This window comes from Microbacterium sp. LWH11-1.2, assembly GCF_038397745.1.
Lineage (GTDB): Bacteria > Actinomycetota > Actinomycetes > Actinomycetales > Microbacteriaceae > Microbacterium.
The window spans coordinates 1,250,459-1,271,802 of record NZ_CP151636.1 but is presented as its reverse complement, the minus strand read 5'-3'; the positions used below and the strand labels follow the sequence as shown (position 1 = coordinate 1,271,802).

Annotated in this window: 20 protein-coding genes; 6 read left to right on the top strand and 14 right to left on the bottom strand. The window is 68.1% G+C overall.

Features of this window, described 5'->3' with window-relative positions; all coding sequences use genetic code 11:
* The first annotated feature begins 96 nt into the window (after positions 1-96).
* The gene (locus tag MRBLWH11_RS06020) at positions 97-840 is read left to right on the top strand and encodes an SDR family oxidoreductase (RefSeq protein ID WP_341947125.1); all 744 of its coding nucleotides are present in this window, start codon (positions 97-99) and stop codon (positions 838-840) included.
* On the opposite strand, the gene MRBLWH11_RS06015 is transcribed toward MRBLWH11_RS06020, so the two are convergent.
* From MRBLWH11_RS06015 to MRBLWH11_RS05975, 9 genes are all read right to left on the bottom strand, one after another.
* Positions 810-1,832, bottom strand: coding sequence for a LacI family DNA-binding transcriptional regulator (locus MRBLWH11_RS06015; protein WP_341947124.1), 1,023 nt, complete (start codon positions 1,830-1,832; stop codon positions 810-812). The two genes, MRBLWH11_RS06020 and MRBLWH11_RS06015, sit on opposite strands and share 31 nt — an antisense overlap.
* Positions 1,829-2,485 (bottom strand): 2'-5' RNA ligase family protein, encoded by a 657-nt coding sequence (locus tag MRBLWH11_RS06010; protein WP_341947123.1) that lies wholly within the window; start codon positions 2,483-2,485, stop codon positions 1,829-1,831. Before MRBLWH11_RS06010 ends, MRBLWH11_RS06015 begins: the two co-directional genes overlap by 4 nt.
* A gap of 43 nt (positions 2,486-2,528) precedes the next feature.
* Positions 2,529-3,683, bottom strand: a complete 1,155-nt coding sequence (locus MRBLWH11_RS06005) for an ABC transporter ATP-binding protein (RefSeq protein ID WP_341947122.1) — start codon at positions 3,681-3,683, stop codon at positions 2,529-2,531.
* A complete protein-coding gene (locus MRBLWH11_RS06000) occupies positions 3,680-5,425 on the bottom strand; it encodes an iron ABC transporter permease (protein ID WP_341947121.1) in 1,746 nt (581 codons plus the stop codon). Before MRBLWH11_RS06000 ends, MRBLWH11_RS06005 begins: the two co-directional genes overlap by 4 nt.
* Positions 5,426-5,479: 54 nt before the next feature.
* Complete coding sequence (locus MRBLWH11_RS05995) at positions 5,480-6,430, bottom strand: ABC transporter substrate-binding protein (RefSeq protein ID WP_341947120.1); 951 nt, start codon at positions 6,428-6,430, stop codon at positions 5,480-5,482.
* Between the two features lie 335 nt (positions 6,431-6,765).
* The gene (locus MRBLWH11_RS05990) at positions 6,766-8,112 is read right to left on the bottom strand and encodes a dihydrolipoamide acetyltransferase family protein (RefSeq protein ID WP_341947119.1); all 1,347 of its coding nucleotides are present in this window, start codon (positions 8,110-8,112) and stop codon (positions 6,766-6,768) included.
* Positions 8,113-8,134: 22 nt separating this feature from the next.
* The gene (locus MRBLWH11_RS05985) at positions 8,135-9,100 is read right to left on the bottom strand and encodes an alpha-ketoacid dehydrogenase subunit beta (RefSeq protein ID WP_165807986.1); all 966 of its coding nucleotides are present in this window, start codon (positions 9,098-9,100) and stop codon (positions 8,135-8,137) included.
* Between the two features lie 11 nt (positions 9,101-9,111).
* A complete protein-coding gene (locus MRBLWH11_RS05980) occupies positions 9,112-10,239 on the bottom strand; it encodes a thiamine pyrophosphate-dependent dehydrogenase E1 component subunit alpha (protein ID WP_243408749.1) in 1,128 nt (375 codons plus the stop codon).
* Between the two features lie 105 nt (positions 10,240-10,344).
* A complete protein-coding gene (locus MRBLWH11_RS05975; protein ID WP_341947118.1) occupies positions 10,345-11,412 on the bottom strand; it encodes a histidinol-phosphate transaminase in 1,068 nt (355 codons plus the stop codon).
* Positions 11,413-11,474: 62 nt separating this feature from the next.
* On the opposite strand from MRBLWH11_RS05975, the gene MRBLWH11_RS05970 reads away from it, so the two are divergent.
* Genes MRBLWH11_RS05970 through MRBLWH11_RS05960 form a run of 3 tightly spaced genes read left to right on the top strand, consistent with a single transcriptional unit; the run spans position 11,475 to position 12,503 of the window.
* Positions 11,475-11,681, top strand: coding sequence for a ribbon-helix-helix protein, CopG family (locus MRBLWH11_RS05970; protein ID WP_341947117.1), 207 nt, complete (start codon positions 11,475-11,477; stop codon positions 11,679-11,681).
* Positions 11,678-12,064 (top strand): Fic family protein, encoded by a 387-nt coding sequence (locus MRBLWH11_RS05965; protein WP_341947116.1) that lies wholly within the window; start codon positions 11,678-11,680, stop codon positions 12,062-12,064. The genes MRBLWH11_RS05970 and MRBLWH11_RS05965 overlap by 4 nt, the downstream gene beginning before the upstream one ends.
* Positions 12,065-12,098: 34 nt before the next feature.
* Complete coding sequence (locus MRBLWH11_RS05960) at positions 12,099-12,503, top strand: phage holin family protein (protein ID WP_116633498.1); 405 nt, start codon at positions 12,099-12,101, stop codon at positions 12,501-12,503.
* A gap of 11 nt (positions 12,504-12,514) precedes the next feature.
* On the opposite strand, the gene MRBLWH11_RS05955 is transcribed toward MRBLWH11_RS05960, so the two are convergent.
* The 3 genes from MRBLWH11_RS05955 to MRBLWH11_RS05945 are packed head-to-tail and all read right to left on the bottom strand — an operon-like array spanning position 12,515 to position 14,190.
* On the bottom strand, positions 12,515-12,637 hold the full coding sequence (locus MRBLWH11_RS05955) for a hypothetical protein (protein ID WP_341947115.1): 123 nt from the start codon (positions 12,635-12,637) through the stop codon (positions 12,515-12,517).
* 3 nt (positions 12,638-12,640) lie between these two features.
* The gene (locus MRBLWH11_RS05950; RefSeq protein ID WP_341947113.1) at positions 12,641-13,930 is read right to left on the bottom strand and encodes a hypothetical protein; all 1,290 of its coding nucleotides are present in this window, start codon (positions 13,928-13,930) and stop codon (positions 12,641-12,643) included.
* The gene (locus tag MRBLWH11_RS05945; RefSeq protein WP_341947112.1) at positions 13,927-14,190 is read right to left on the bottom strand and encodes a hypothetical protein; all 264 of its coding nucleotides are present in this window, start codon (positions 14,188-14,190) and stop codon (positions 13,927-13,929) included. Before MRBLWH11_RS05945 ends, MRBLWH11_RS05950 begins: the two co-directional genes overlap by 4 nt.
* Positions 14,191-14,305: 115 nt before the next feature.
* Here MRBLWH11_RS05945 and MRBLWH11_RS05940 point away from each other — a divergent pair, with 115 nt between their 5' ends.
* Together MRBLWH11_RS05940 and purB are read left to right on the top strand one after the other, a co-directional pair.
* Entirely contained in the window at positions 14,306-14,845 is a 540-nt protein-coding gene (locus tag MRBLWH11_RS05940; RefSeq protein ID WP_207769868.1) for a low molecular weight protein-tyrosine-phosphatase, read from the top strand.
* Positions 14,842-16,224 (top strand): adenylosuccinate lyase, encoded by a 1,383-nt coding sequence (gene purB, locus MRBLWH11_RS05935; RefSeq protein WP_116633494.1) that lies wholly within the window; start codon positions 14,842-14,844, stop codon positions 16,222-16,224. The genes MRBLWH11_RS05940 and purB overlap by 4 nt, the downstream gene beginning before the upstream one ends.
* Before the next feature lie 152 nt (positions 16,225-16,376).
* Here the strand turns inward: purB and MRBLWH11_RS05930 are convergent, their stop codons facing one another.
* Both MRBLWH11_RS05930 and MRBLWH11_RS05925 read right to left on the bottom strand, forming a co-directional pair.
* Positions 16,377-17,810 (bottom strand): MFS transporter, encoded by a 1,434-nt coding sequence (locus MRBLWH11_RS05930; protein WP_341947111.1) that lies wholly within the window; start codon positions 17,808-17,810, stop codon positions 16,377-16,379.
* A 100-nt stretch (positions 17,811-17,910) separates the two neighbouring features.
* Complete coding sequence (locus MRBLWH11_RS05925; RefSeq protein ID WP_341947110.1) at positions 17,911-21,114, bottom strand: glycoside hydrolase N-terminal domain-containing protein; 3,204 nt, start codon at positions 21,112-21,114, stop codon at positions 17,911-17,913.
* Positions 21,115-21,344 lie beyond the last annotated feature (230 nt).

Below are 21,344 nucleotides of genomic sequence, written 5' to 3'. Positions count from 1 at the left end.
AGCCATCGCACAGGAACGTGCAGAGTGCACTGATTCTCGTGACGGATGTGCACACCGCATATTCGCGCGTCGATGAAGGCGTCGCAGAATGGATGCATGTCCCTCTCCACAGACCCCCTCGACGCACGCCTCCGCGATCGGACGGTCGTCCTCATCGGGGGCGGCTCCGGAATCGGCCTCGAGGTCGCACGGCGATCCCTCGCCCTCGGAGCCGAGGTCGTGCTCGGCGGCCGCACGCCGAGCCGTCTCGAGGCGGCCGTCGCCGAACTCGGCCCGCGGGCGCGGTGGAACACGGTCGATACCTCCGACGACGAGTCGGTCACCCGCTTCTTCGCCGACATCCCGACCGTCGACGGGATCTTCACCACCGCGGCCGACTATGTCGTCGGGTCGATGCGGGACCTGGATCCGCAGGCGGCCGCTTCCCCCTTCGAGTCGAAGTTCTGGGGTCAGTACCGGGTCGTGCGCGCCGCCCTGGACCTGCTCTCCCCCGATGCCTCGATCGTGCTGATGTCCGGGGCGGCGAGCGTGCGCCCTCCCGCTGCGGCGCCCGCGTACGTCGCCGCGAATGCGGCGATCGAAGGGCTCGCTCGCGGTCTGGCCGTGGAACTCGCCCCGGTGCGCGTCAATGCCGTGTCACCCGGGACGATCGACGGGAACCTCTGGGCGAACCGCGATGAGGCGGCCCGCGCGGCTGCGTTCGCGCAGTTCAGCGCCGACACGCTGCTCCGCCGCCCCGGCACCGAGGGCGAGGTGGCGGATGCCGTCATCCACCTGCTCGTGAACGGCTACACGACCGGCTCGACGCTCTACGTCGACGGCGGGTACTCGCTGCGCTGAAGGTTGCGCAGCGTGCGCCCTGGCACGAACCGCCCCGGGATGCTGTCCTGCGTCGCCGTCGCCGGACCTCCCGTCAGACGAGCGAGTAGCAATGCGGTGGCGGTGGCGGCCAGGTCCCTCACCGGCTGCTTCATCGTCGTCAGTCCGAACAGAGGCGACTGCAGTACACCGACGCCATCGAAACCCGTCACAGAGATCTCCTCCGGACACCGGACACCTCGCTCCGCCAGGATCTCGAGAATGTGCAGCGCCGTGAGATCGTCGCCGGCCATGATCGCCGTCACCCCCTGTCGCAGCGCTCGATCCACCTGCTCGGTGAGTCCCGCTTGTCCATCACCGACTTCCAGGGCGAGAACACGGGCCTCACCGAGACGCAACGTCTCCTCGTACCGCTCCGACCGGCGTTGGAGCACTGCTGTCCCTGCCACCAGGGACCTCGTCACCGCCACACGCCTATGGCCGGCCTCGAGAACGGCACGAGCCATCTGCGCCTCGCTTTCCCCGCTGATGACGACCGAAGCGATGCCTTCCACCGAGGAGACGGCGCCGACGAGAACGGTGGGGACGGATGCCGCGGCCTTCTCGATCGCTTCCGGCGCTGCGCGGCCAGAAGCGAAGACGATGCCCGCCACACGGTGCCCGACCAAAGTCTCGATCGCTCGCGACTGCGAGCTCCGGTCGTCTCCGCCGTTGGCGATCAGCAGGTCGATGCCGTGAGAGTCGACCTCCGACTGCATCTGCGCGGCGATGGCGCCGTAGAAGGAGAGCTCAGCGCTGCGCAGGAGCAGTCCCACAGCCGCGGGCGTGTGACTTCGCAGGTTCACCGCCCTCTTGTCGGGGACGTATCCGAGGCGAGCGGCCGTCTCGCGCACCAGAGCAACCGTCTCCTGGCTGACCCGGTCCGCCCCGCGCAGTGCTCGACTCGCGGTGGCCACCGAGACCCCGGCGGCCTTCGCGACGTCAGTGAGCCCGACAGCGGGGCGAAAATTCACCGGACATGCTCCTGCTCTTGTGCGAGACGCGACGGAGGAAGTCTATCGCCGAGCGGCCAGCGCTCCAGCACGTCGAAGGAGAACCTGCCCTCGCGCGGAGCCTGCGTGACCGAGACGAGTGAGACCTCAGCGACGCGCATGCGCGTGCGCGTCGCGGTGGGCTTCAGCGCACTCTCGACGGGTTCGTCCGATCGGTCCTCAGTGCAGTAGGCCAAAGAGTAGTGCGGAACGAGCGGCGGCGGCACGAGAACGCCGTCCGGAAGGTGCGCGAGCACCATCTGCCTGATGTCGGCTATCAGCCTCGCCCAGTGGACGCCGCCCTCCGCGACCGCCTCCACCGCGTGACTCATCGCGCGTGGCTTCTCGAACGCCAGCTCGAACGTCCGCCGATGAGACAGCACGGACGGTGCCGCCGCGAGGAGCTTCCGCCATGCCGGGGCACGGAGGTCCTCCTCGTAGGCATCGAGTCGCTGCAAAGTCACGTGAACGAACTCCGGGGGCTGGACCTCGATGCCCTGAATCTCCCGGAGCGCTGCGATCGCTTCATCCGATGCGCTGAGCAGCTCACTCGATGGCTCGGGGATCGCGTAGAGGTGCAGACAACGGTCCATGCGACGCCACTGCGCATGCGGGAGGTCGAAGAATCGCTGCACGCCTCCTACCTCCGCCCGCCCGACGACCCGCCGCCGAGGCGCGTCACTCGCGTTCCCCCACGACCCATGCGTCCGACGGGTCATAGACGCATCGCACGGACGCGCCGAGACCGATCGGCGTCTCCGTTCCGGGGGCCTGGCCGTGGAGGACTCCCTGGAGCGTGTCGACCGTGTATCTGGTGATGGATCCGTCAAAAGAGGTCGAGCGGATCGTCCCTGGGAAGGCGTGCCCACCGGCGCTCGCCTCAGGCGAGATGATGTGCAGGTTCTCGGAGCGGATGAGAACCTTTGTGCTCTCGCCCGCCACGACGTCGTCGGCGCAGGGCACGATGACGGTCTGGCTGCCGATGGACATGGTCGCAAAGCTCGCGCCGTCGACCTCCTCCACGTTGTCGATGACGGCGTCGAGGAAGTTCGCCGTCCCGAGGAAGGAAGCGACGAACGTGTCGGCCGGACGGTGATAGATGTCCTGCGGCGTTCCGACTTGCCTGATCCGCCCATCCTTCATGACCACGACGATGTCGGACATCGTCATCGCCTCGGACTGGTCGTGCGTCACGAACACCGAGGTGATGCCGAGACGCTGCTGCAGTCCTCGGATCTCCTCGCGCATCCGCACTCTCAGCTTCGCGTCGAGATTCGACAGCGGCTCGTCGAACAGGAGAATGCTCGGCTCCATCACCACGGCCCTGGCAAGTGCCACCCGCTGTTGCTGTCCGCCGGACAGCTCATGCGGGTATCGCACAGCGTACTGAGCGATACCCATCAGTTCCATGACGGCATCCACGCGCCGCTTCCGTTCGATCTTGCTCGCATGCCGGGCGGTGAGTCCGAATCCGACGTTGTCCTGAACGTTGAGGTGGGGGAAGAGCGCATATGACTGGAACACCATCGACATGGGGCGTTTGTTCGGCGCGACCGAGACGACGGAACGACCGTCGATGAGGATGTCGCCCCCGGTCGGCGTCTCGAAGCCGGCGATCATTCGCAGCGTCGTGGTCTTGCCGCAGCCGGACGGGCCGAGGAGCGTCACGAACTGCCCCGGCTCCACCGAGAGGCTGAATCCGTCGACGGCCTTACCCGCGGCGCGGCGGGTCGAGTAGGTCTTGTCGACATCACGGAGTTCGAGGGCACCGAGCGCTCTGGCTTCCTTCTCGCTGCTGCCGTCGTTCGTCGTGGTCTGCTTTGTGCGTGTCATTGCTTCGTTCTCTTTGATCGGTTGAGCCTGCGAAGGAGGAGCGTCGTCAGCGTCAGGATGACCAGGACCATCGCGATGAGGACGGTGCAGTACGCGAACGCGTTGCCGAATCGCCCGGCGTCGACCTCATCGAGGATCTGGGAGGTCATCACCTTCGTCTGCGGCGTGGTGATGAAGATGATGGCCGTGATCGTCGTCATCGACTTGGTGATCGCATAGGTCACGGCCGTGACGATCGCCGGAGTGATCAGCGGCAGCGAGACCCGCACGAAAGTGGCGAGCTGGCCCGCCCCGAGAGAGATCGCGGCCTCATCCACTTGCGGATTGATCTGTTTCAGTCCCGAGATGGAGGCCTGTTGTCCGGTGGGGATCCCTCGAGCGATGAACACCATGATGATCGCGGCAGAACCTCCGCCCACGGCGAGACCACCGGCGAGTGCCGGGAGGACGGTCGCGCCGAGGAAGTAGGTGGGCTGCGAGTAGGCGAGTGCGAACCCGAGCCCGAGAACGGTCCCGGGGATCGCGGAGCCGAGCATTCCGACGAAATCGAGCACGCGACCGAAGCGTTGAAAGTGTCGGACGACAAGCCAGGCGATGAGGACCGCGAGCGCGGCGGCGATGGGCGCGGCCACGAGCGTCATGAGCAACGTGGTCTGCATGGCATCGGCTCCGAGGCGCCACACGAATTCGTAGTGGTCCAGGGTGAAGGTGTTGTTGACGCCGAGGATGGACACGAATCCGCCGACGAGGATGGTGCCGAAGACGATGACCACGAGCGCCATCCAGAGACTCGCGAGGATCAGCACCGGCATCCGCACGGACCGGCTGCGGATCGGCCGGAACGCTCCCGCCGGCTTGCCCGAGACCGTGATCACGGACTTCTTCCCCGCCCAGTACTTCTGGATCACGAAGACGAGGAGCGAGGGAACGAGGAGCACCACTGCAAGCCCGGCCGCCTTGGCGATGTCACCGCTTCCGGCGATCGCGAAGTAGATCTGGCTGGCGAGCACTCGGAAGTCTCCGCCGATGACCAGGGGGTTGGCCAAGTCGGCGAGAGCTTCGACGAAGAGGATCAGAAACGAGGTCAGCAGAGCGGGCACGACCATGGGGATCGTGACACGGAAGAGCGTACGGAGCTCGGAGAGGCCGAGTGAGGCGGCGGCCTCGAACATCGACGGATCGAGGTTCTCCATCATGCCGCGGATGTTCATGTACGCGAGCGGGGTGAACGTCATCGCGATCACGATGATCAGTCCCGGGAGCCCGTAGATGTCGAGCTCGATTCCGAACAGCTGGTAGGAGATGAGCCCACGTCTACCGAACAGCGTGATGATCGCGGTCGCCGCCGCGAACGGCGGCGAGATCAGTGGAAGCAGAGTGAGCCAGTGCAGGAGACGTTTGCCGGGAAACTCCAGGAACACCTGCGCGTATGCCGTGATGAAGCCGACGGCCGTGCCGATGATGCCGACGCACAGGCCGAGCAGGAGCGAGTTCTGCAGCGCACGCGCGTCACTCCCGACGACGACCGCAGTGATTGCCGCGAGTCCGTCCGCGGACGCACCCGCGAGGAGGAGCTTGCCGACAGGAAGACCGAGCAGAAGAGTCAGGCAGGCGAGCACGATCGCGAGCACGAGCCACACGCCTGCGCTGCGGTGCGCCGTTACGTGGATTCGCCTGCTGCGCCTGGTGCGCACGAGAGTGGCGGTCGCCGTCTCCTGCTGCGGAAGAGGAAGTGAGTTCATGGTGAGTCCCGTGAGTGGGGGCGGACGCAGATCGCTCCGGCATTCGCCCGTGGATTACTGCGCGGTTGCGGACGACGCGATGTCGCTCTCGAAGAGTCCGACGAGAGCGTCGCGGCTGTCGGCGGCATCCTGCAGATCCCAGTCGACCTTGTCGACCTTCTCCTGATCCGGAACCGTCTCGCCTCGTTCGGCGTCCGGCAGCGTCGGTGCCGCGAAGGAGGGCACGTCGGCATAGAGGTCCTGCGCGTCCACCGTCAGAATCCAGTCCATGTAGGCCTGCGCCGCCGCGGCGTTCCGTGCATCCTTCAGGACGGACACGGCACCGACCTCGTATCCGGTGCCTTCCTTCGGGTAGGTGACGACCAGGTCGGAGTATCCGGCCTCCTTGGCCTTCACACAGTCGGAGTCGAGCGAGATCGCGACTGCCGCCTCCCCGCGGCCAGTGAGCTCGGTGCCGGTGGCCGCGGACTTCGAGTACTGCAGGATGTTCTCGTTGAGTTCCTGGAAGTAGTCGACCGTCTCATCGGTGTCGCCATCGTTCAACGTCTCGACGGTGTACATCGCCATGTAGCCGACGCCCGCCGTCGCCGGGTGGGGCATCGAGACGACGCCCTTCAGCGCCGGATCCAGAAGGTCGTCCCAGGATGTGGGAGCGTCGACGCCGAGCTTCTTCAACTCCGCCTTGTTCGAGCAGAAGCCGACGGAGTCCGTGTAGAACCCGGACCAGATCCCGTCCGCATCGTTGTACTGCGCGGGGAGCTTCTCTGCGTTCGGTGAGACGTAGGCCTCGATGAAACCGCGGTCGTCGGCGATGAGGTGGTTCTCGGCTTGTCCACCGGACCAAATATCGAATTCGCCCGGCGTCGTCTCCAGCCGAGCGAGGACCTCGCCGGAGCCGAGGCGCACGTAGGTCGCGTCGATTCCAGTGGCCTCAGAGAAGGCGGCGGTGATGCTCTGGCAGAAATCCTCCTGCTGCGAGCAGGCGATGTTGAGGGGCCCGGTCACCTGCGCCGCGTCCGTAGGAGCGGCAGAGACATCGCCGTCGGACGGCGCCGGGGCGGAGCATCCACTGAGGGTCGCTGCGGCGAGAGCCGTGAGCATTAGTGCGGACAACGTCGTTCGGGTGCGCATCTTTGAGCCTTTCGGAGTTGCGATTCTGCGAGAACGTTCTCGCACCCATGAATCATGAGTCCTGAGGACGGGTTTTGTCAACCCGCGAATGCGGAAGCATGAAACGAAGGGGATCTCACGATGCGAAGGAGCCTGCGCGAACAGCGCTCCTTCAGATCGTGGGATCCCCTTCGCCGGGCGTCGGATGCCGACGCCGCAGAGCCCGCGGATCAGTCGACGAGCAGCGCCGGCTCCTCGAGCACGGATGCCACGTCGGCGATGAACCGGCTCATGCCGTCGCCGTCGATCACGCGGTGGTCGAAGGAGCCGGCGACCGTGGTCACCCAGCGGGGACGCACCTCTCCGTCGACGACCCACGGCTTCTGGCTGATCGTGCCCATGGCCACGATCCCGGCCTCGCCGGGGTTGATGATCGGGGTGCCGGCATCCATCCCGAACACGCCGATGTTGGTGATCGTGATCGTGCCACCCTGCTGGTCGGCCGGCGAGGTCTTGCCCTCGCGGGCCGTGACCGTGAGGCGATTGAGCGCCCGGGCGAGGTCCTTCATGCCGAGGTCCTGCGCATCCTTGATGTTCGGCACGAGCAGGCCGCGCGGGGTCGCGGCCGCGATGCCCAGGTTCACGTAGTGACGCACGGAGATCTCGGCCCCGGCATCCGTCTCGATCCACGCCGCGTTGACCATCGGCGTGCGGCGGGCCGCCCAGATGACGGCGCGCGCCATGATCAGCAGCGGCGAGACGCGGATGTCGGCGTAGTCGGGCGAGGCCTTGAGACGCTTGACGAGCTCCATCGTGCGGCTCGCGTCGATCTCCTTCCAGACCGTCACGTGCGGCGCGGAGTAGGCACTCTGCACCATGGCCGACGACGTCGCCTTGCGCACGCCCTTGACCGGGATGGACTCGGTGCGCCCGTCGTCGCTCGTGCCAGCGGGAGCCGCAGCGGGCGCGAGCCCGCGGGCCAGTCCGGCCGGGGCGCTCTGCGGAGCGGGAACCGTCTCCTCGCGCACCTCGCCCCACTCGGGCGTCTCGATGTTGCGGAACACGCTCGCCTGGGAGGCGTGCTTCACGACGTCGTCACGCGTGACCTCGCCGTCGGCGCCGGTCGGCGTGACCGCGGTGAGGTCGACGCCGAGGTCGCGGGCGAGCTTGCGAATCGGGGGCTTCGCGATGACGCCGACGGATGACCGCACGGCGCGCTCGGCCGGGCGCTTGCGGCGCGAGGTCGCTCCTCCCCCGGTGCCGTAGCCGACGAGCACGGAACCGCCGCCCTCCTCGGGTGCCGGGGCGACCGCGACCGCGGGCGCTGCAGCGGCATCCGCCGTGGTGAAGGTGATGATCGGCGAGCCGACCTCGACCGTCGTCCCCTCGGCCGCGAGCAGTTCGCCCACGACACCGGCGTGCGGCGACGGCAGCTCGACGAGCGACTTCGCGGTCTCGATCTCGCAGATCACGTCGTTGATCGCGACGGTGTCGCCCGGGGCGACCTTCCACGACACGATCTCGGCCTCGGTCAGGCCCTCGCCGACGTCGGGGAGGTTGAAGTTCTGCGTGCTCATGAGGATGCCTTTCGGAACAGCGTCAGTAGGCCAGGGAGCGGTCGACGGCTTCGAGGATGCGGTCGGCATCCGGAAGATACACGCCCTCGAGCTTCGCGGGCGGGAACGGGGTGTCGTAGCCGGAGACGCGCAGCACCGGAGCCTCCAGCGCGTAGAACGCGCGCTCCATCACGGTCGCGGCGATCTCGCTGCCGAGGCTCGTGAAGCCCTGCGCCTCCTGCGCGTAGACCATGTGACCGGTCTTGCGCACCGAGTCGAGGATCGGCTCGTAGTCGACCGGCGACAGCGATCGCACGTCGACGACCTCGCAGCTCGTGCCCTCGGCTTCGGCGAGCGCCGCGGCCTGGAGCAGCGTCGTGACCATGGCGCCGTGGCCGACGAGCGTGACGTCGCTGCCGGTGCGGACGACCCGCGAAGCGTGCAGCGGGGCGGCAGAGGCGTCGAGCTCGACCTCGCCCTTGGGCCAGTAGCGGCTCTTCGGCTCCATGAAGATCACGGGATCGTTCGAGGCGATCGCCTCCTGGATCATCCAGTAGGCGTCGTTCGGCGTCGACGGCGAGACCACCCGCAGCCCCGGGGTGTGCGTGAAGTACGCCTCCGGGCTCTCCTGGTGGTGCTCGACCGCGCCGATGTGCCCGCCGTAGGGGATGCGGATCACGATCGGCAGCGATAGCTTCCCCTCGTGCCGGTTGGTCAGCTTCGCCAGCTGCGTGGTGATCTGGTCGAACGCGGGGAACACGAACCCGTCGAACTGGATCTCGATGACCGGACGGAAACCGGTCATCGCGAGTCCGATCGCCGTGCCGACGATCCCCGACTCGGCCAGCGGGGTGTCGAGCACCCGCTTCTCACCGAAGTCGCGCTGCAGGTGCTCGGTGACGCGGAAGACGCCGCCGAGCTTGCCGATGTCCTCCCCCATCAGGATGACCTTCGGGTCGTTCTCCATGGCCTTGCGCAGACCGGCGTTCATGGCCTTGCTCAGGGGCATCGTCTCGAGAGTCACAGTGCTCCTCCCTCGAACGACGCCTCGTACTTCGCCTGCCAGGCCTTCTGCTCCTCGATCAGCGGATGCGGATCGCTGTAGACGTGGTCGAACATCCGGCTCACCGGCGGCGGTCCGAGCTCGACGGTCCGGGCACGCAGATCCTCCGCGGCATCCGCGCCCTCGGCATCCGCATCGTCGAAGACGGATGCCGCAGCTCCCCGACCCTCGAGGAAGGTGCGCATGCGCACGATCGGGTCGCGGAGCGCCCAGATGTCCTCCTCGTCGGTGTGCCGGTACTTGGTCGGGTCGTCGCTCGTGGTGTGCGCGCCGAGGCGATAGGTGACCGCCTCGATCGCGCGCGGCCCCTGGCCGCTGCGGGCCTCGTCCAGCGCCACGCGCGACACCGCATAGCTGGCGAGCACATCGTTGCCGTCGACCCGGACGCTCGGGATGCCGTAGCCGGCGCTGCGCTGCACCAGCGGCACGCGCGACTGCGTCGTGACCGGAACCGAGATGGCCCAGTGGTTGTTCTGCAGGAAGAAGACCGTGGGGGCCTGGTAGCTCGCGGCGAAGACCATGGCCTCGTGGACATCGCCCTGGCTCGAGGCGCCGTCGCCGTAGTAGACGATGACGGCCTCGTCGCGATCGGCATCGCCGGTGCCGCTGCGTCCGTCGAAGGACAGGCCCATCGCGTAGCCGGCCGCGTGCAGAACCTGCGAGCCGAGTACCAGCGTGTAGAGACGGGTGTTGCCGTTCTTCGGGTCCGTCGGGTCCCACCCGCCGTGCGAGACACCGCGCATGAGCTTGATGATGTCGAGCGGGTCGACGCCGCGGATCCGCGTCACCGCGTGTTCGCGGTACGACGGGAAGATCGTGTCCTGTGCGCGCGCGGCACGGCCCGATCCGACCTGTGCCGCCTCCTGGCCGCGGCTCGGCGGCCACAGGGCGAGCTGCCCCTGACGCTGCAGGTTGGTCGCCTGGGTGTCGATGGCGCGGATGACCACCATGTCGCGGTAGAACTGCTCGAGCTCTGCATCGCTGATCGCCTCGATCAACGGCAGATACTGCTCGGCGGCGGGGCTGGGAGCGTAGCGGCCGTCCTGATCGAGGACGCGGACGAGTTCAGTCTCAGACGAGGTCACATCCTCACGGTACCCGCGCCGGCATGCCCGGTCACGCATACCTAGGACCCCCTCGTATCTCCCGGGAAACCGGAGAATCGGGGCGGAACGACGCGCGACGCGAGCTCAGCGGGCGGCGGCCGCGACCTCGAGGACGCGGGCGATGGAGCCCTCTTCGCCCACGGAGATGCGGATGCCGTCGCCGGGGAACGGCCGCACGACGAGGTCGTTCTCGATGAAGGCGGCGGCCACCTCCTCGGTGCTCTCCCCCGTCGGCAGCCAGACGAAGTTCGCCTGCGAGTCCGGGACGTCCCAGCCCTGCGCGCGGAGGCCCTCCACCAGGCGGGTGCGGCGCTCGACGATCACGGCGACGCGCTCGAGGAGCTCCCCCTCGGCGTCGAGGCTCGCGATCGCAGCGTTCTCGGCGGCGGACGTGACCGAGAGCGGGATGCCGGTGGTGCGCGCGGCATCCAGCACCTTCTCGTGTCCGATCGCGTAGCCGACGCGGAGTCCCGCGAGCCCGTAGGCCTTCGAGAAGGTGCGCAGCACCACGACGTTCGGGTGCTGCTCGAAGACGCGCTCGGCGAGGCCGTCGACCGCGTCGGACGCCGTCACGAACTCGGCGTACGCCTCGTCGAGGATGATGAGGACGTCGGCCGGGACCCGCGCGACGAACGCGGCGAACTCCGCGCTCGTGACGATCGGCCCGGTCGGGTTGTTGGGCGTGCAGACGATGATCGCGCGGGTGCGGTGGGTCACGGCATCCGCCATCGCGTCGAGGTCGTGCCGGGAGCCGGCCGTGAGGGGCACCTGCACCCCGGTCGCGCCCGCCACGAGCGGGAGGCTCGGGTACGCCTCGAAGGAGCGCCACGCGTAGATGACCTCGTCGCCCACCGACGCCGTCGCGAGGATCAGCTGGTGCAGGATCGACACGCTGCCGGACGCGACGTGCACCTGGTCGGCCTCGACCCCGTAGCGCTCTCCGAGCCGCGCTCGCAGACGCCCGGCGGTCGCATCCGGGTAGCGGTTGATCGGCGTCGTGCGCTGGAGAGCGTCGAGCACCGACGGCAGCGGTTCGAAGGGGTTCTCGTTGCTGGAGAGCTTGAACGCATCGGGACCCGCCTGCCTGCCCTGCCGATACGGCGCGAGCGCAGCGATGGCGGGGCGGATGCGGGGCAGGATCGGCTCGGTCACATCGCCAGTCTAGAAGTCTCGGGTCCCCGGGCTCCGGGGAAAGCGAGTGATACCATTCTGGTATGGCTATGACCGTGCGACTCCCGGAAGAACTCGATGCCCAGCTCGAGGCGATCGCCCGCGCCCGGCACATGTCGAAGCACGCGGTGATCATCGAAGCGGCGACGCGATTCGCGAACGACACCTCGCGCACCGCACTCGTGAACTCGGCGGTCGACTTCGTCCTCACCAATGACAGTGCACTCCTGGAGCGTCTCGAAGACGCATGACCGAGTACCTCACTCTCGAAGACGGACTCCTCACCGTCGACCGGCTCGGCTTCCACGTGCGCGACGCCGGGCTTCTCGCGTCCGCGCTTGCCCGCCCGGCGGCATCCTTGTTCGGCGACGATGCCTACGGGACGATCGACCGAAAGGCTTCTGCGCTGTTGGAGTCGCTCGCTCGCAACCGTCCCCTTTCCGACGGGAACAAGCGCACGGCGTGGACCACCTTCGTCGCGTTCCTCTGGATCAACGGCTGGAAGCACAACTTCGCGACCGACGATGCGTTCGACCTCGTCGTCGGCGTCGCGTCCGGAGAGATCGACCTCGATGAATCCGAGCGGCGCATCCGAGCGCATCGCATTCCACTGCAAGGGACGTCCGCTTCCTGACAAGCGCGGGCGGGCGTGCGACACTGGACGCACTATGCGCTTCATCATCCGCGTCGTCGTCAACGCCTTCGCCCTCTGGGTGGTCACTCTGATCCCCGCCCTGCAGGTCGTGATCACCGCGTTCCCGCCCGGCGAGACCCTTCAGCTGGTGCTGACGCTGCTCGCGGTCGCCGCGATCTTCGCGATCGTGAACACCATCATCGGCACGGTCGTGAAGATCGTCGCCTTCCCGCTCTACATCCTCACGCTCGGCCTCATCGGGCTCATCATCAACGGCTTCCTGCTGTGGCTCACGGCCTGGATCACGAGCGGGTTCGGCTGGGGCCTGACCGTCGGCGACTTCTGGTGGGGCGTGCTGGCCGCGCTCATCATCTCGGTGATCAACGGCATCTTCGGCTTCATCCTGCGCCCGCAGACGAAGAAGCAGCGCCGCGACTGAGACGGATTCGGTCAGCCGCCGACCGCGTGCAACCGCAACGGACTGATCTCCGCGAGGAACGCGAACTCGCGATCCCGCTGCAGGAGCGGAACATCGCGACGGATGGCGACGGCGGCGATCAGGCAATCAGCCATCTCTCACCGGATGCGCTCCGCGTGATACTCGGTGCGCTCGACCGAGACGGCTTCGCCCAACCGCGTCCAGTAGTCGCCGAGTGCGACAGCCCGCGGGTCGTCTGATTCGTCGATCATCTCCGCGGTCTCGAGGTAGGGCTCGAACCTGTGCGGCGCGAGCGCCAGATCCTGGATCCCGGGATTCGGATCGGCCACCCGGGTCGCGATGAAGCTGTCGGGCGATCCGCTGCCCGCGGGCGATCCTCCGCCGGACATGCTGCCTACGACGTCGTCGGTGTGCAGGATCTGCACGGCCAGCTGGTCGTCGCGGAAGGTGCCGACCGTCGGGCTGCCCGCGGTCGCGACGAACTCGACATCGAAAGAGCTCTCCATCGCCATGTGCACCGCGATCATTCCCGCCTGAGAGTGGGCGACGACGCCGATGGTGTCGCCGGATTCCGCGCCCGCGGCATGGAGCGCGTCGATCACCGCCTGGTAGGACGCCGACTTCTCACCCGTGTACAGCTCGGCGTTCGACTTCATGTCCCAGGGTTCGGGCCCGCCGGCCTGCCAGGGCACGAAGTTCTGCGTGCCCTTGAGATACACCATGTACTTCGTCGACCCGTCGTCGAACCGGAGCTTCTCGACGGCCACCTGCGCACTCGCGTCCTTCGGCATCCTCTCGAAGGCCCCGCGAAGGGTCGCCGGAGGCGCATCCGGCGTGGAGGACTTCACGGTGGTGACGGACACCGGCTCGACATCGCCCTTGAGCGTCATGCCCGGCAGCACATGGCCGAGCCGCGCGGTCGTGCCGATGAACGCGCCGATCGTGAAGAACGGCGGGAGGAGCTCACCCATGTCCCACTGCGTGTCGAGCCCCTCGAACCGCTCGTTCTCCCACTGGGCGACGAGCTGGTCCGCCATCGCGCCGATGCGCGCGTCGGCGGCCACCATCCGATCGATCCGGGCCTCGAGCGCGGCAGCGGCAGCGGCGTCGGTGTGCGCCAGCGCCTCGGCCTCGGCGCGCAGTTCGACGATCTCGAATGCATCCGCCATCAGCAGCGTGCCGATGCTGGCCTCGTCCACCTCGGATCGCAGGGCGCCGATGCGATCGCGGCTCGCCTCCAGCGCGCCGACGTCGACCTGCTCGGCGAAGCCCGGTGCGCCGACGATGATCCCGCGAGCCCGCATGACCGCGTCCCGCGCCTCCTCGAGATGGGATGCCAGCGACGTCATGCGCCTGCCCACATCGCGCATCGCCTCGGTGTCGACGGCGATCGCACCTCCGTGATCGATCTCCAGGTCGCCGCTCATCCCTGCACCACCGCCTCCAGCTCCCACGCGCGCACCTGCAGTCCGCCGATCTCCGATCCTGTGCCGTCCTGGACGCGACCGAGCAGTTCGTGGAGCGCCCTGACCCCGTCCGACCGCCAGTCGGAATCGTCGACGAGAGCCACCAGCGCGGCCCCCGCCGATTCGAGCGCGGTGATCGCGGCGTCGATCTCTCGCCGCGCGGTCACCCATGCCCAGAAGGCGTCCGAGGCGTAGGCCTCTGCATGTGTGAAGGAGTGCATGCGCCCAGCATCCGTGATCCACCGCTCCCATCCGACCCGGAATATCCGCAGCGGTGGAGAGCCGGTATGCCGGCGCGCGCTGTGCAGGACAGCCGACGCCAGGCAGAATGGACGGGTGACTTCCCCGGATCCCTTTCGCGTGATCTTCGTCTGCACGGGGAACATCTGCCGGTCTCCCATGGCCGAGGTCGTCTTCCGGGACCTCGCCGAGCGGCAGGGACTCGGGTCCCGCATCATCTCGCGCAGCGCCGGCACGGGTGACTGGCACCTCGGCGAGCGCGCCGACCACCGCACGATCGACTCGCTCGCTCGGCGGGGCTACGACGGGTCCCAGCATCGCGCGCGGCAGTTCACCGCGGCGTCCTTCGCCGACAACGACCTCGTCGTCGCGCTCGACCGCACGCACGAGCGCATCCTCCGCGAGTGGGCCCGCGACGAGGACGAGGAGGGCAAGGTCACCCTGCTGCTGGCCTTCGATCCGGATGCCTCGACGCACGACGTCCCCGACCCCTACTACGCGGGCGCCGACATGTTCGATTCGGTGCTCGGTATGATTGAGGCGTCGACACGGGGCCTGTTCCGCCAGCTCGAACCCGCCCTTCGTCTCCCCCGCACGCCCCGGAACTCCGGGGCCTCATCAGGAGGACTCCCCTGACTTTCCAGCCCTCGCTCCCGCCGCAGCCCCTGAGCCCTCTCGACGGCCGCTACCGCGGCGCCGTCACCGGACTCGCCGACTTCCTCTCCGAGGCCGGACTGAACCGCGCACGTGTCGAGGTCGAGGTCGAGTGGCTGATCGCCCTCACCGACCGCTCGCTGTTCGAGACCACACCGCTGTCAGATGCCGACAAGGAGCGTCTGCGCGCGCTGTACCGCGACTTCGGCCAGGCCGAGATCGACTGGCTCGCCGAGAAGGAAGCCGTCACGCAGCACGACGTCAAGGCGATCGAGTACCTGGTGCGCGACCGTCTCTCGACGCTCGGGCTGGATGCGATCGCCGAGCTCACCCACTTCGCCTGCACGAGCGAGGACATCAACTCCGCTTCCTACGCCCTCACGGTCAAGCGCGCGGTCGAAGAGGTCTGGCTGCCCGCTCTCGACACCGTGATCGCCAAGCTCCGCGAGCTCGCGGTCGAGCACGCCGACGCCCCGATGCTCTCCCGCACCCACGGCCAGCCCGCGACGCCGTCGACCATGGGCAAGGAGATCGCCGTGTTCGCGTGGCGCCTCGAGCGCGTGCGCGGCCAGATCGCGGCATCCGACTATCTGGCGAAGTTCTCGGGCGCGACCGGCACCTGGTCGGCGCACCTCGCCGCCGACCCTGACGCCGACTGGCCGACCATCGCCCGCGAGTACATCGAGGGCCTGGGGCTCGGCTTCAACGTGCTCACGACGCAGATCGAGTCGCACGACTGGCAGGTCGAGCTCTACGACCGGGTGCGTCACGCCGGCGGCATCCTGCACAACCTCGCCACCGATATCTGGACGTACATCTCGCTCGGGTACTTCGCTCAGATCCCGGTCGCCGGCGCCACCGGCTCGTCGACGATGCCGCACAAGATCAACCCGATCCGGTTCGAGAACGCCGAGGCGAACCTCGAGATCTCGGGCGCCCTGTTCGCATCGCTCGGACAGACGCTGGTCACCAGCCGTCTGCAGCGCGACCTGACCGACTCGACCACGCAGCGCAACATCGGCGTGGCCTTCGGTCACTCGCAGCTCGCGCTCGACAACCTGCGCCGGGGTCTGAACGCGATCTCGCTGTCGCGCGACGTACTGCTCGCCGACCTCGACGTCAACTGGGAGGTGCTCGCCGAGGCCATCCAGACCGTCATCCGCGCCGAGGTCGTGGCCGGTCGTTCGACGATCAGCGACCCGTACGCCCTGCTCAAGGAGCTCACCCGCGGACACCGCGTCGGCGGCGCCGACCTGGCGGAGTTCGTCGAGGGCCTCGAGATCGGGGACGCCGCGAAGCAGCGCCTGCTCGCTCTGACGCCCGCGACCTACACGGGCATCGCGGAGCAGCTCGCGCGCTGACCAGACCTCCGGCTCAGCGGGGCCGAGCAGACCGCGTTCACAATTCAGCAAGACCGTGGGCGTCGGGACCTGACGTCCCCGTCTTTCCCGGACGAGGTTCCGTCCAGACCTGAGTCCTGACTGAATACCGCACGCCGAGCCGGGCTGCGGATCTAGTCGTCGACCTCGCCGGAGCGCTGCGGCACGGAGTCCTTCGGCATGAAGGCGGCGGCGATCAGCGTGAGCACGGCGGTGACGGCGACCGCGACGAACACCCAGACGGATGCCGAGATGATCGTGTCGGGGTCTCCCGGTCCGCGGCCCTGCGCGATCACGGAGTTCGAGATCGCACCGAACACGGCGACGCCGACGGCGCTGCCCGCCGACCGTGCGAACGCGTTCATCCCGGTGACCGCGCCCCGCTCGCCCCAGCCGACCGAGGCCTGTGCGGCGATGAGGGTGGGGGCGGCGCTCCAGCCCAGACCGAAGCCGAACAGGAACGCCACCCCGGCGATCACGAACGGATTCGGCCACGGTGACACGGCGGCGAGCGCGATGGCCGCGATCGTCGCGATGCTCATCCCGATCAGAGTGGTGCGGCGGAAGCCGATCCGCAGGTAGAGGCGTCCGGCGTTCGCCGCCGAGAGCGGCCAGCCGAGGGTCAGCGCCGCGACCGCGAGTCCGGACAGCAGCGGTGCGATGCCGATGGACCCCTCCAGGTAGGCGGGCGCGAAGCTCGTCACGCCGATCATCAGCGCCCCGACGCCGAGCGAGACGATCGTGGTCGTGAGGATGAGCCGCCTCCGCGCGAGGCGCAGGTCGACGATCGGCTCGGGCGTGCGGCGCTCCACGAGCACGAACGCCGCCAGGGCGAGGATGCCGATGCCGAAGCAGAGAGCACTCTGCACCGAGAGCCACGCCCAGGCGTTGCCGCCCTCGAGCATCCCGAGGATGATGCCGGTCAGTCCGATGGTGAGTAGTACCGCTCCGGCGTAGTCGATCCGGTGCCGCTGAGTCTGCTTCTTCTCGTGGTACTTGCGCAGCAGCATCCATCCGGCGATCAGACAGAGCGGGATGTTGACCCAGAAGATCCACCGCCAGGCGTCCAGCTGCGCGAAGATGCCGCCGAGCGCCGGACCGACGACCGACGAGACGGCCCAGACGCTCGCGACGTAGCCCTGCACCTTGGCGCGCTCGGCGACGGTGTAGATGTCGCCGACGATCGTCATCGACATCGGAGCCACCGCCCCCGCGCCGAGGCCTTGTATGACGCGGAAGACGATGAGGGCGGGCATGCTCCATGCGAACCCGCAGAGGATCGAGCCGAGCAGGAAGAGACCGATGCCCAGGAGGATGATCGGCTTGCGCCCCACCGTGTCGGCGAAGCGCGAGTAGATCGGCACGCTCACCGCCTGTGCGAGCAGGTAGACGGAGAACAGCCACGGGAACTGCTGGTAGCTGCCGAGCTCGCGGACGATGCTGGGCACGGCCGTCGCGAGGATCGTGGCATCGATGGCGATGAGTCCGGTGGCGAGCATCAGCGCACCGAGGACCGGTCCGCGTGCCGAGCGCAGTCCGATGGAGGCGCGGTCGACGGAGGCAGTCACTCTAGGCACAAGCCCCGCGTCTCCGGGAGTATTCCGGATCGGCGTGGCGGGCACGCGGGGTGCCGGCGCCGGGAGAGCCCGGCCGCCGGCACCGTGCGGGTCAGTCGGCAGGCCCGAGATCGCGCATCGGCTTGCCGTTCTTGGGGTTGCCCGGCTTGACCTTGCGCCGCTGTCCGTTGACGACCACGATCACGTTGCTCATGTTCGGCGCTCGATCCGCGACGATGTCGTAGGACACGACCTCCCCGTCCCGCCACTCGCAGTCGACCCGATATCCGCCCCGCGCCCGCAGTCCTTCGAACGACCCGGTCGCCGACCAGTCCGCAGGAAGGGCCGGAAGAAGCCGGATGACCCCGCCGTGGCTCTGCAGGAGCATCTCGACCATCGTGCCGACGATGCCGTAGTTCCCGTCGAGCTGGAACGGCGGATGGTTCGCCCACAGGTTCTGCAGGATGTTGTAGGTGAGCAGGCCGCGCACCATGATGCCGGCACGTTCGGCGTCGCCGAGGCGGGCGAAGAGACCTGCTCGCCACGGCCAGGTCCACGAGCGCCGGCTGTCTCCCGACACGGTCGCGGCGGTGAAGGGCACGCCCTCCTTCTCGCCGCAGCGCGCCTTCAGGGACACCAGCGCCGCAGCCGAGAGCTCGGGGGTGTCGGGGGTGATCTGGCGCCCGGGATAGACCGCGAACAGATGCGACGTGTGCCGGTGGATGTCCTCGGGGTCGTCGCGGTCCGTCTGCCACTCCTGCAGCTGCCCCCACCGGCCGATCTTGTTCGGAGCGAGCCGCTCCTGCATGTCGGCGACGGCCTTCTGATACTTCTTGTCGACGTCGAGCGCCTCCGCGCACTCGAGATAGTTCTGGAAGAGGTCCCAGATGATCTGCTGGTCGTGCATGACACCGTCTTCGCGCGGCCCGTGCTCCGGCGACCAGCCCATCGGCGCGACGAGGGTTCCGTCGGGGAGCTCTTTGAGCTGGTCTTCCCAGAACTGGCAGATCTCCTTGATGAGCGGGTAGGCGAGGTCGCGCAGATACTTCTTGTCCTGCGTGAATGCCCAGTGCTCATAGAGGTGCTGGGCGTACCAGGCGCTGGCGATCGTGTTCCACTCCCACGCGTTGCCGCCGAAGATGCTCTGCGAGGTGCGAGCGGTCCACCCGCGCACGTCGGCGCCGAACGCGTTGCGCGTCGCGACCCGGCTCGGCACGGCCACCTCGCGGATGAACGCGGCCAGAGCCTCGTGGGATTCGGGGAGGTCGGCGGACTCCGCTCCCCAGTAGTTCATCTGGATGTTGATGTTCGTGTGGTAGTCGCTCGCCCAGGCCGGCTGGTTGCTGTTGTTCCACAGCCCCTGCAGGTTCGCGGGAAGACCGCCCGGCTTGGAGGAGCTGAGGAGCAGGTAGCGCCCGTAGGCGTACAGGGTCTGCTCGAGAGTCGGATCGGACTCCCCCGCTCCGTAGCGCGCGAGTCGACGGTCGGTCGGCAGGGCCATCACCTCGTCATCGGACTGCCCCCACTGCACTTTCGCCCGCTGCATCAGGCTGGCGACCTGCTCGGTGTGAGCGGCGCGCAGGTCGTCCCAGGACAGCGATGCCGCGGCCGTGAGGGCGTCTTCGATGACCGGCTCGGGAGCCGTGCCGCGCCATCCGTGGGCGGCGCTCAGCCGATAGTCCGTGCGAGCGTCGAGCAGCAGCGTGATCGACGACGCCCCGGCGACGCGCAGTCCGCCGGATTCGGCGGTGATCTCTCCATCGGTGTCGGCGATGCGGACGACGGCCGCGTGCGCGAGCTGATTCGCCATGGTCCCGGAGAAGCTCAGCCGACGTCCGGCGGCATCGGCCGTGGTGGGCACACCCTCCTGCTTCGAGACCATCGTGATGAGGGCGTCGAGGGCAGCGGGCCGATCTGCGGTGAAGCGGACGGCGATGACATCGGCGTCGCGGCTCGCGAAGGCTTCCCGCAGCACTGTCCCCTGCGCCGTCGCGAAATGCGTGCTGTGGGTGCCGTCGGCGATGTCGAGCGCGCGGCGGTAGTCGACGACGGCGCGTGCGCCCGCCGTGCTGTAGCCGTCGCCCGTGAACGCGATGCCCCCCAGACGGAACGCCGAGGGTCCGGAGAAGACGATCCGGTACATCGCGTAGGCGGTGGAGTTGGCGAACGCGAACGCGCGTCCGGTGCCGCGATCGGGGAACGTCTCACCGGACCGGGTGTCGAGCGCGGTCCAGTCCCGCCCGTCGTCGGACCCGGACACCGTCCAGCTCTGCGGGTCCTTCTCCGGCTCATCCGGAGCACTCGCGAGAACGTAGCCGGTCAGCGCGCGCTTCGCGCTCAGCTCGACCTGCCAGATCGCTCCGGACCCGGTGGTCGGGACATCCCACACGGTCGTGGGATCGGCGTCGACGCTGCCGACCAGCGCATCCGCGTGCCCGCTCGGCGAAGAGACGTATACGGCGCTTCCCTGCGCCAGGTCGACGCCGCCCAGGGAGATCTCGGCGACCTGGAAGTGGCTGATACCGGCCTTCGGCGCGAAGACGATCCGGTAGTGGCCGTACACCTCCGTGTTCGCGAAGTCGAAGCTCTTCGTGAGGAATCGCTGCGCGAACGGGGCTTCGGCCCTCGAGTCGAGCGCGATCCACGTCGCTCCGTCGGCGGAGCCCTCGAGCCGCCAGTCCTGGGGGTCGCGATCCGGCACGTCGTTCGCGCTCGTGAGCGAGTACGACGACACGGCGGTCGGCTCGGCCAGGTCCGCCTGCCAGATCACCTCGGCGGGCGGGGCGATCAGGCACCACTTCGTGCCGGAATCCCCGTCATAGGTCTTCTCGACGCTCTCTCCCCCGGACACCTCATACGGTCCGCCGGGGGAGGTCACGGTGTTGCGTGCTCCGAACGCGACCGTCACCTCGCCGAAGTCGCGGAACGAGCCGAATCCGGTCACGCTGGTGTCGTACGCACCGTCGGGCTGCCCGGCGAGGGCGTTGTCGTAGTCGTTGACGCCACCCCAGAAGCTCTGCTCGCTGAACTGGATGACCTCGGCATCCGGGTTTCCGAACAGCTTCGCACCGAGGCGGGCGTTGCCGATCGGAAGCGCCTGCGTCTCCCAGTTCGCCGCAGGCGTGCCGTACCAGAGCGCGTGCGGCGACAGCTCCGGTCGGGGAATCGCTCCGGCGGCGACGGCGCGCAGGGAGACTCCTGCGCCGTGAACGATCGCCGCGGCGGGCCGAGCCGCGAGGAACTGGGGGGCGAACGGGGCGAGAAGGGCGAGACCGCCCACCTGCAGAACCTGTCGACGGGAAAGGGGGACCATCATCACTGCAACCTCCGGAGCATCATCGTCATCTGGGGCATCGGCAGCTCGCGCAACGGTGCGTCGTGTCCGCCACAAGTCAGTGTGCGACAGCAGACCTCGGATGTCTATGGACGAATGGGTACCTCTTTCGACGAAAGTCCTCCCGGTCGGCGCGTTCAGGGCGGCTTTGATCGGATGTTAGGAGGTCATGGTCTCGGGGAGAGCGCGCAGAGATCGGTGCGGGATCGTCG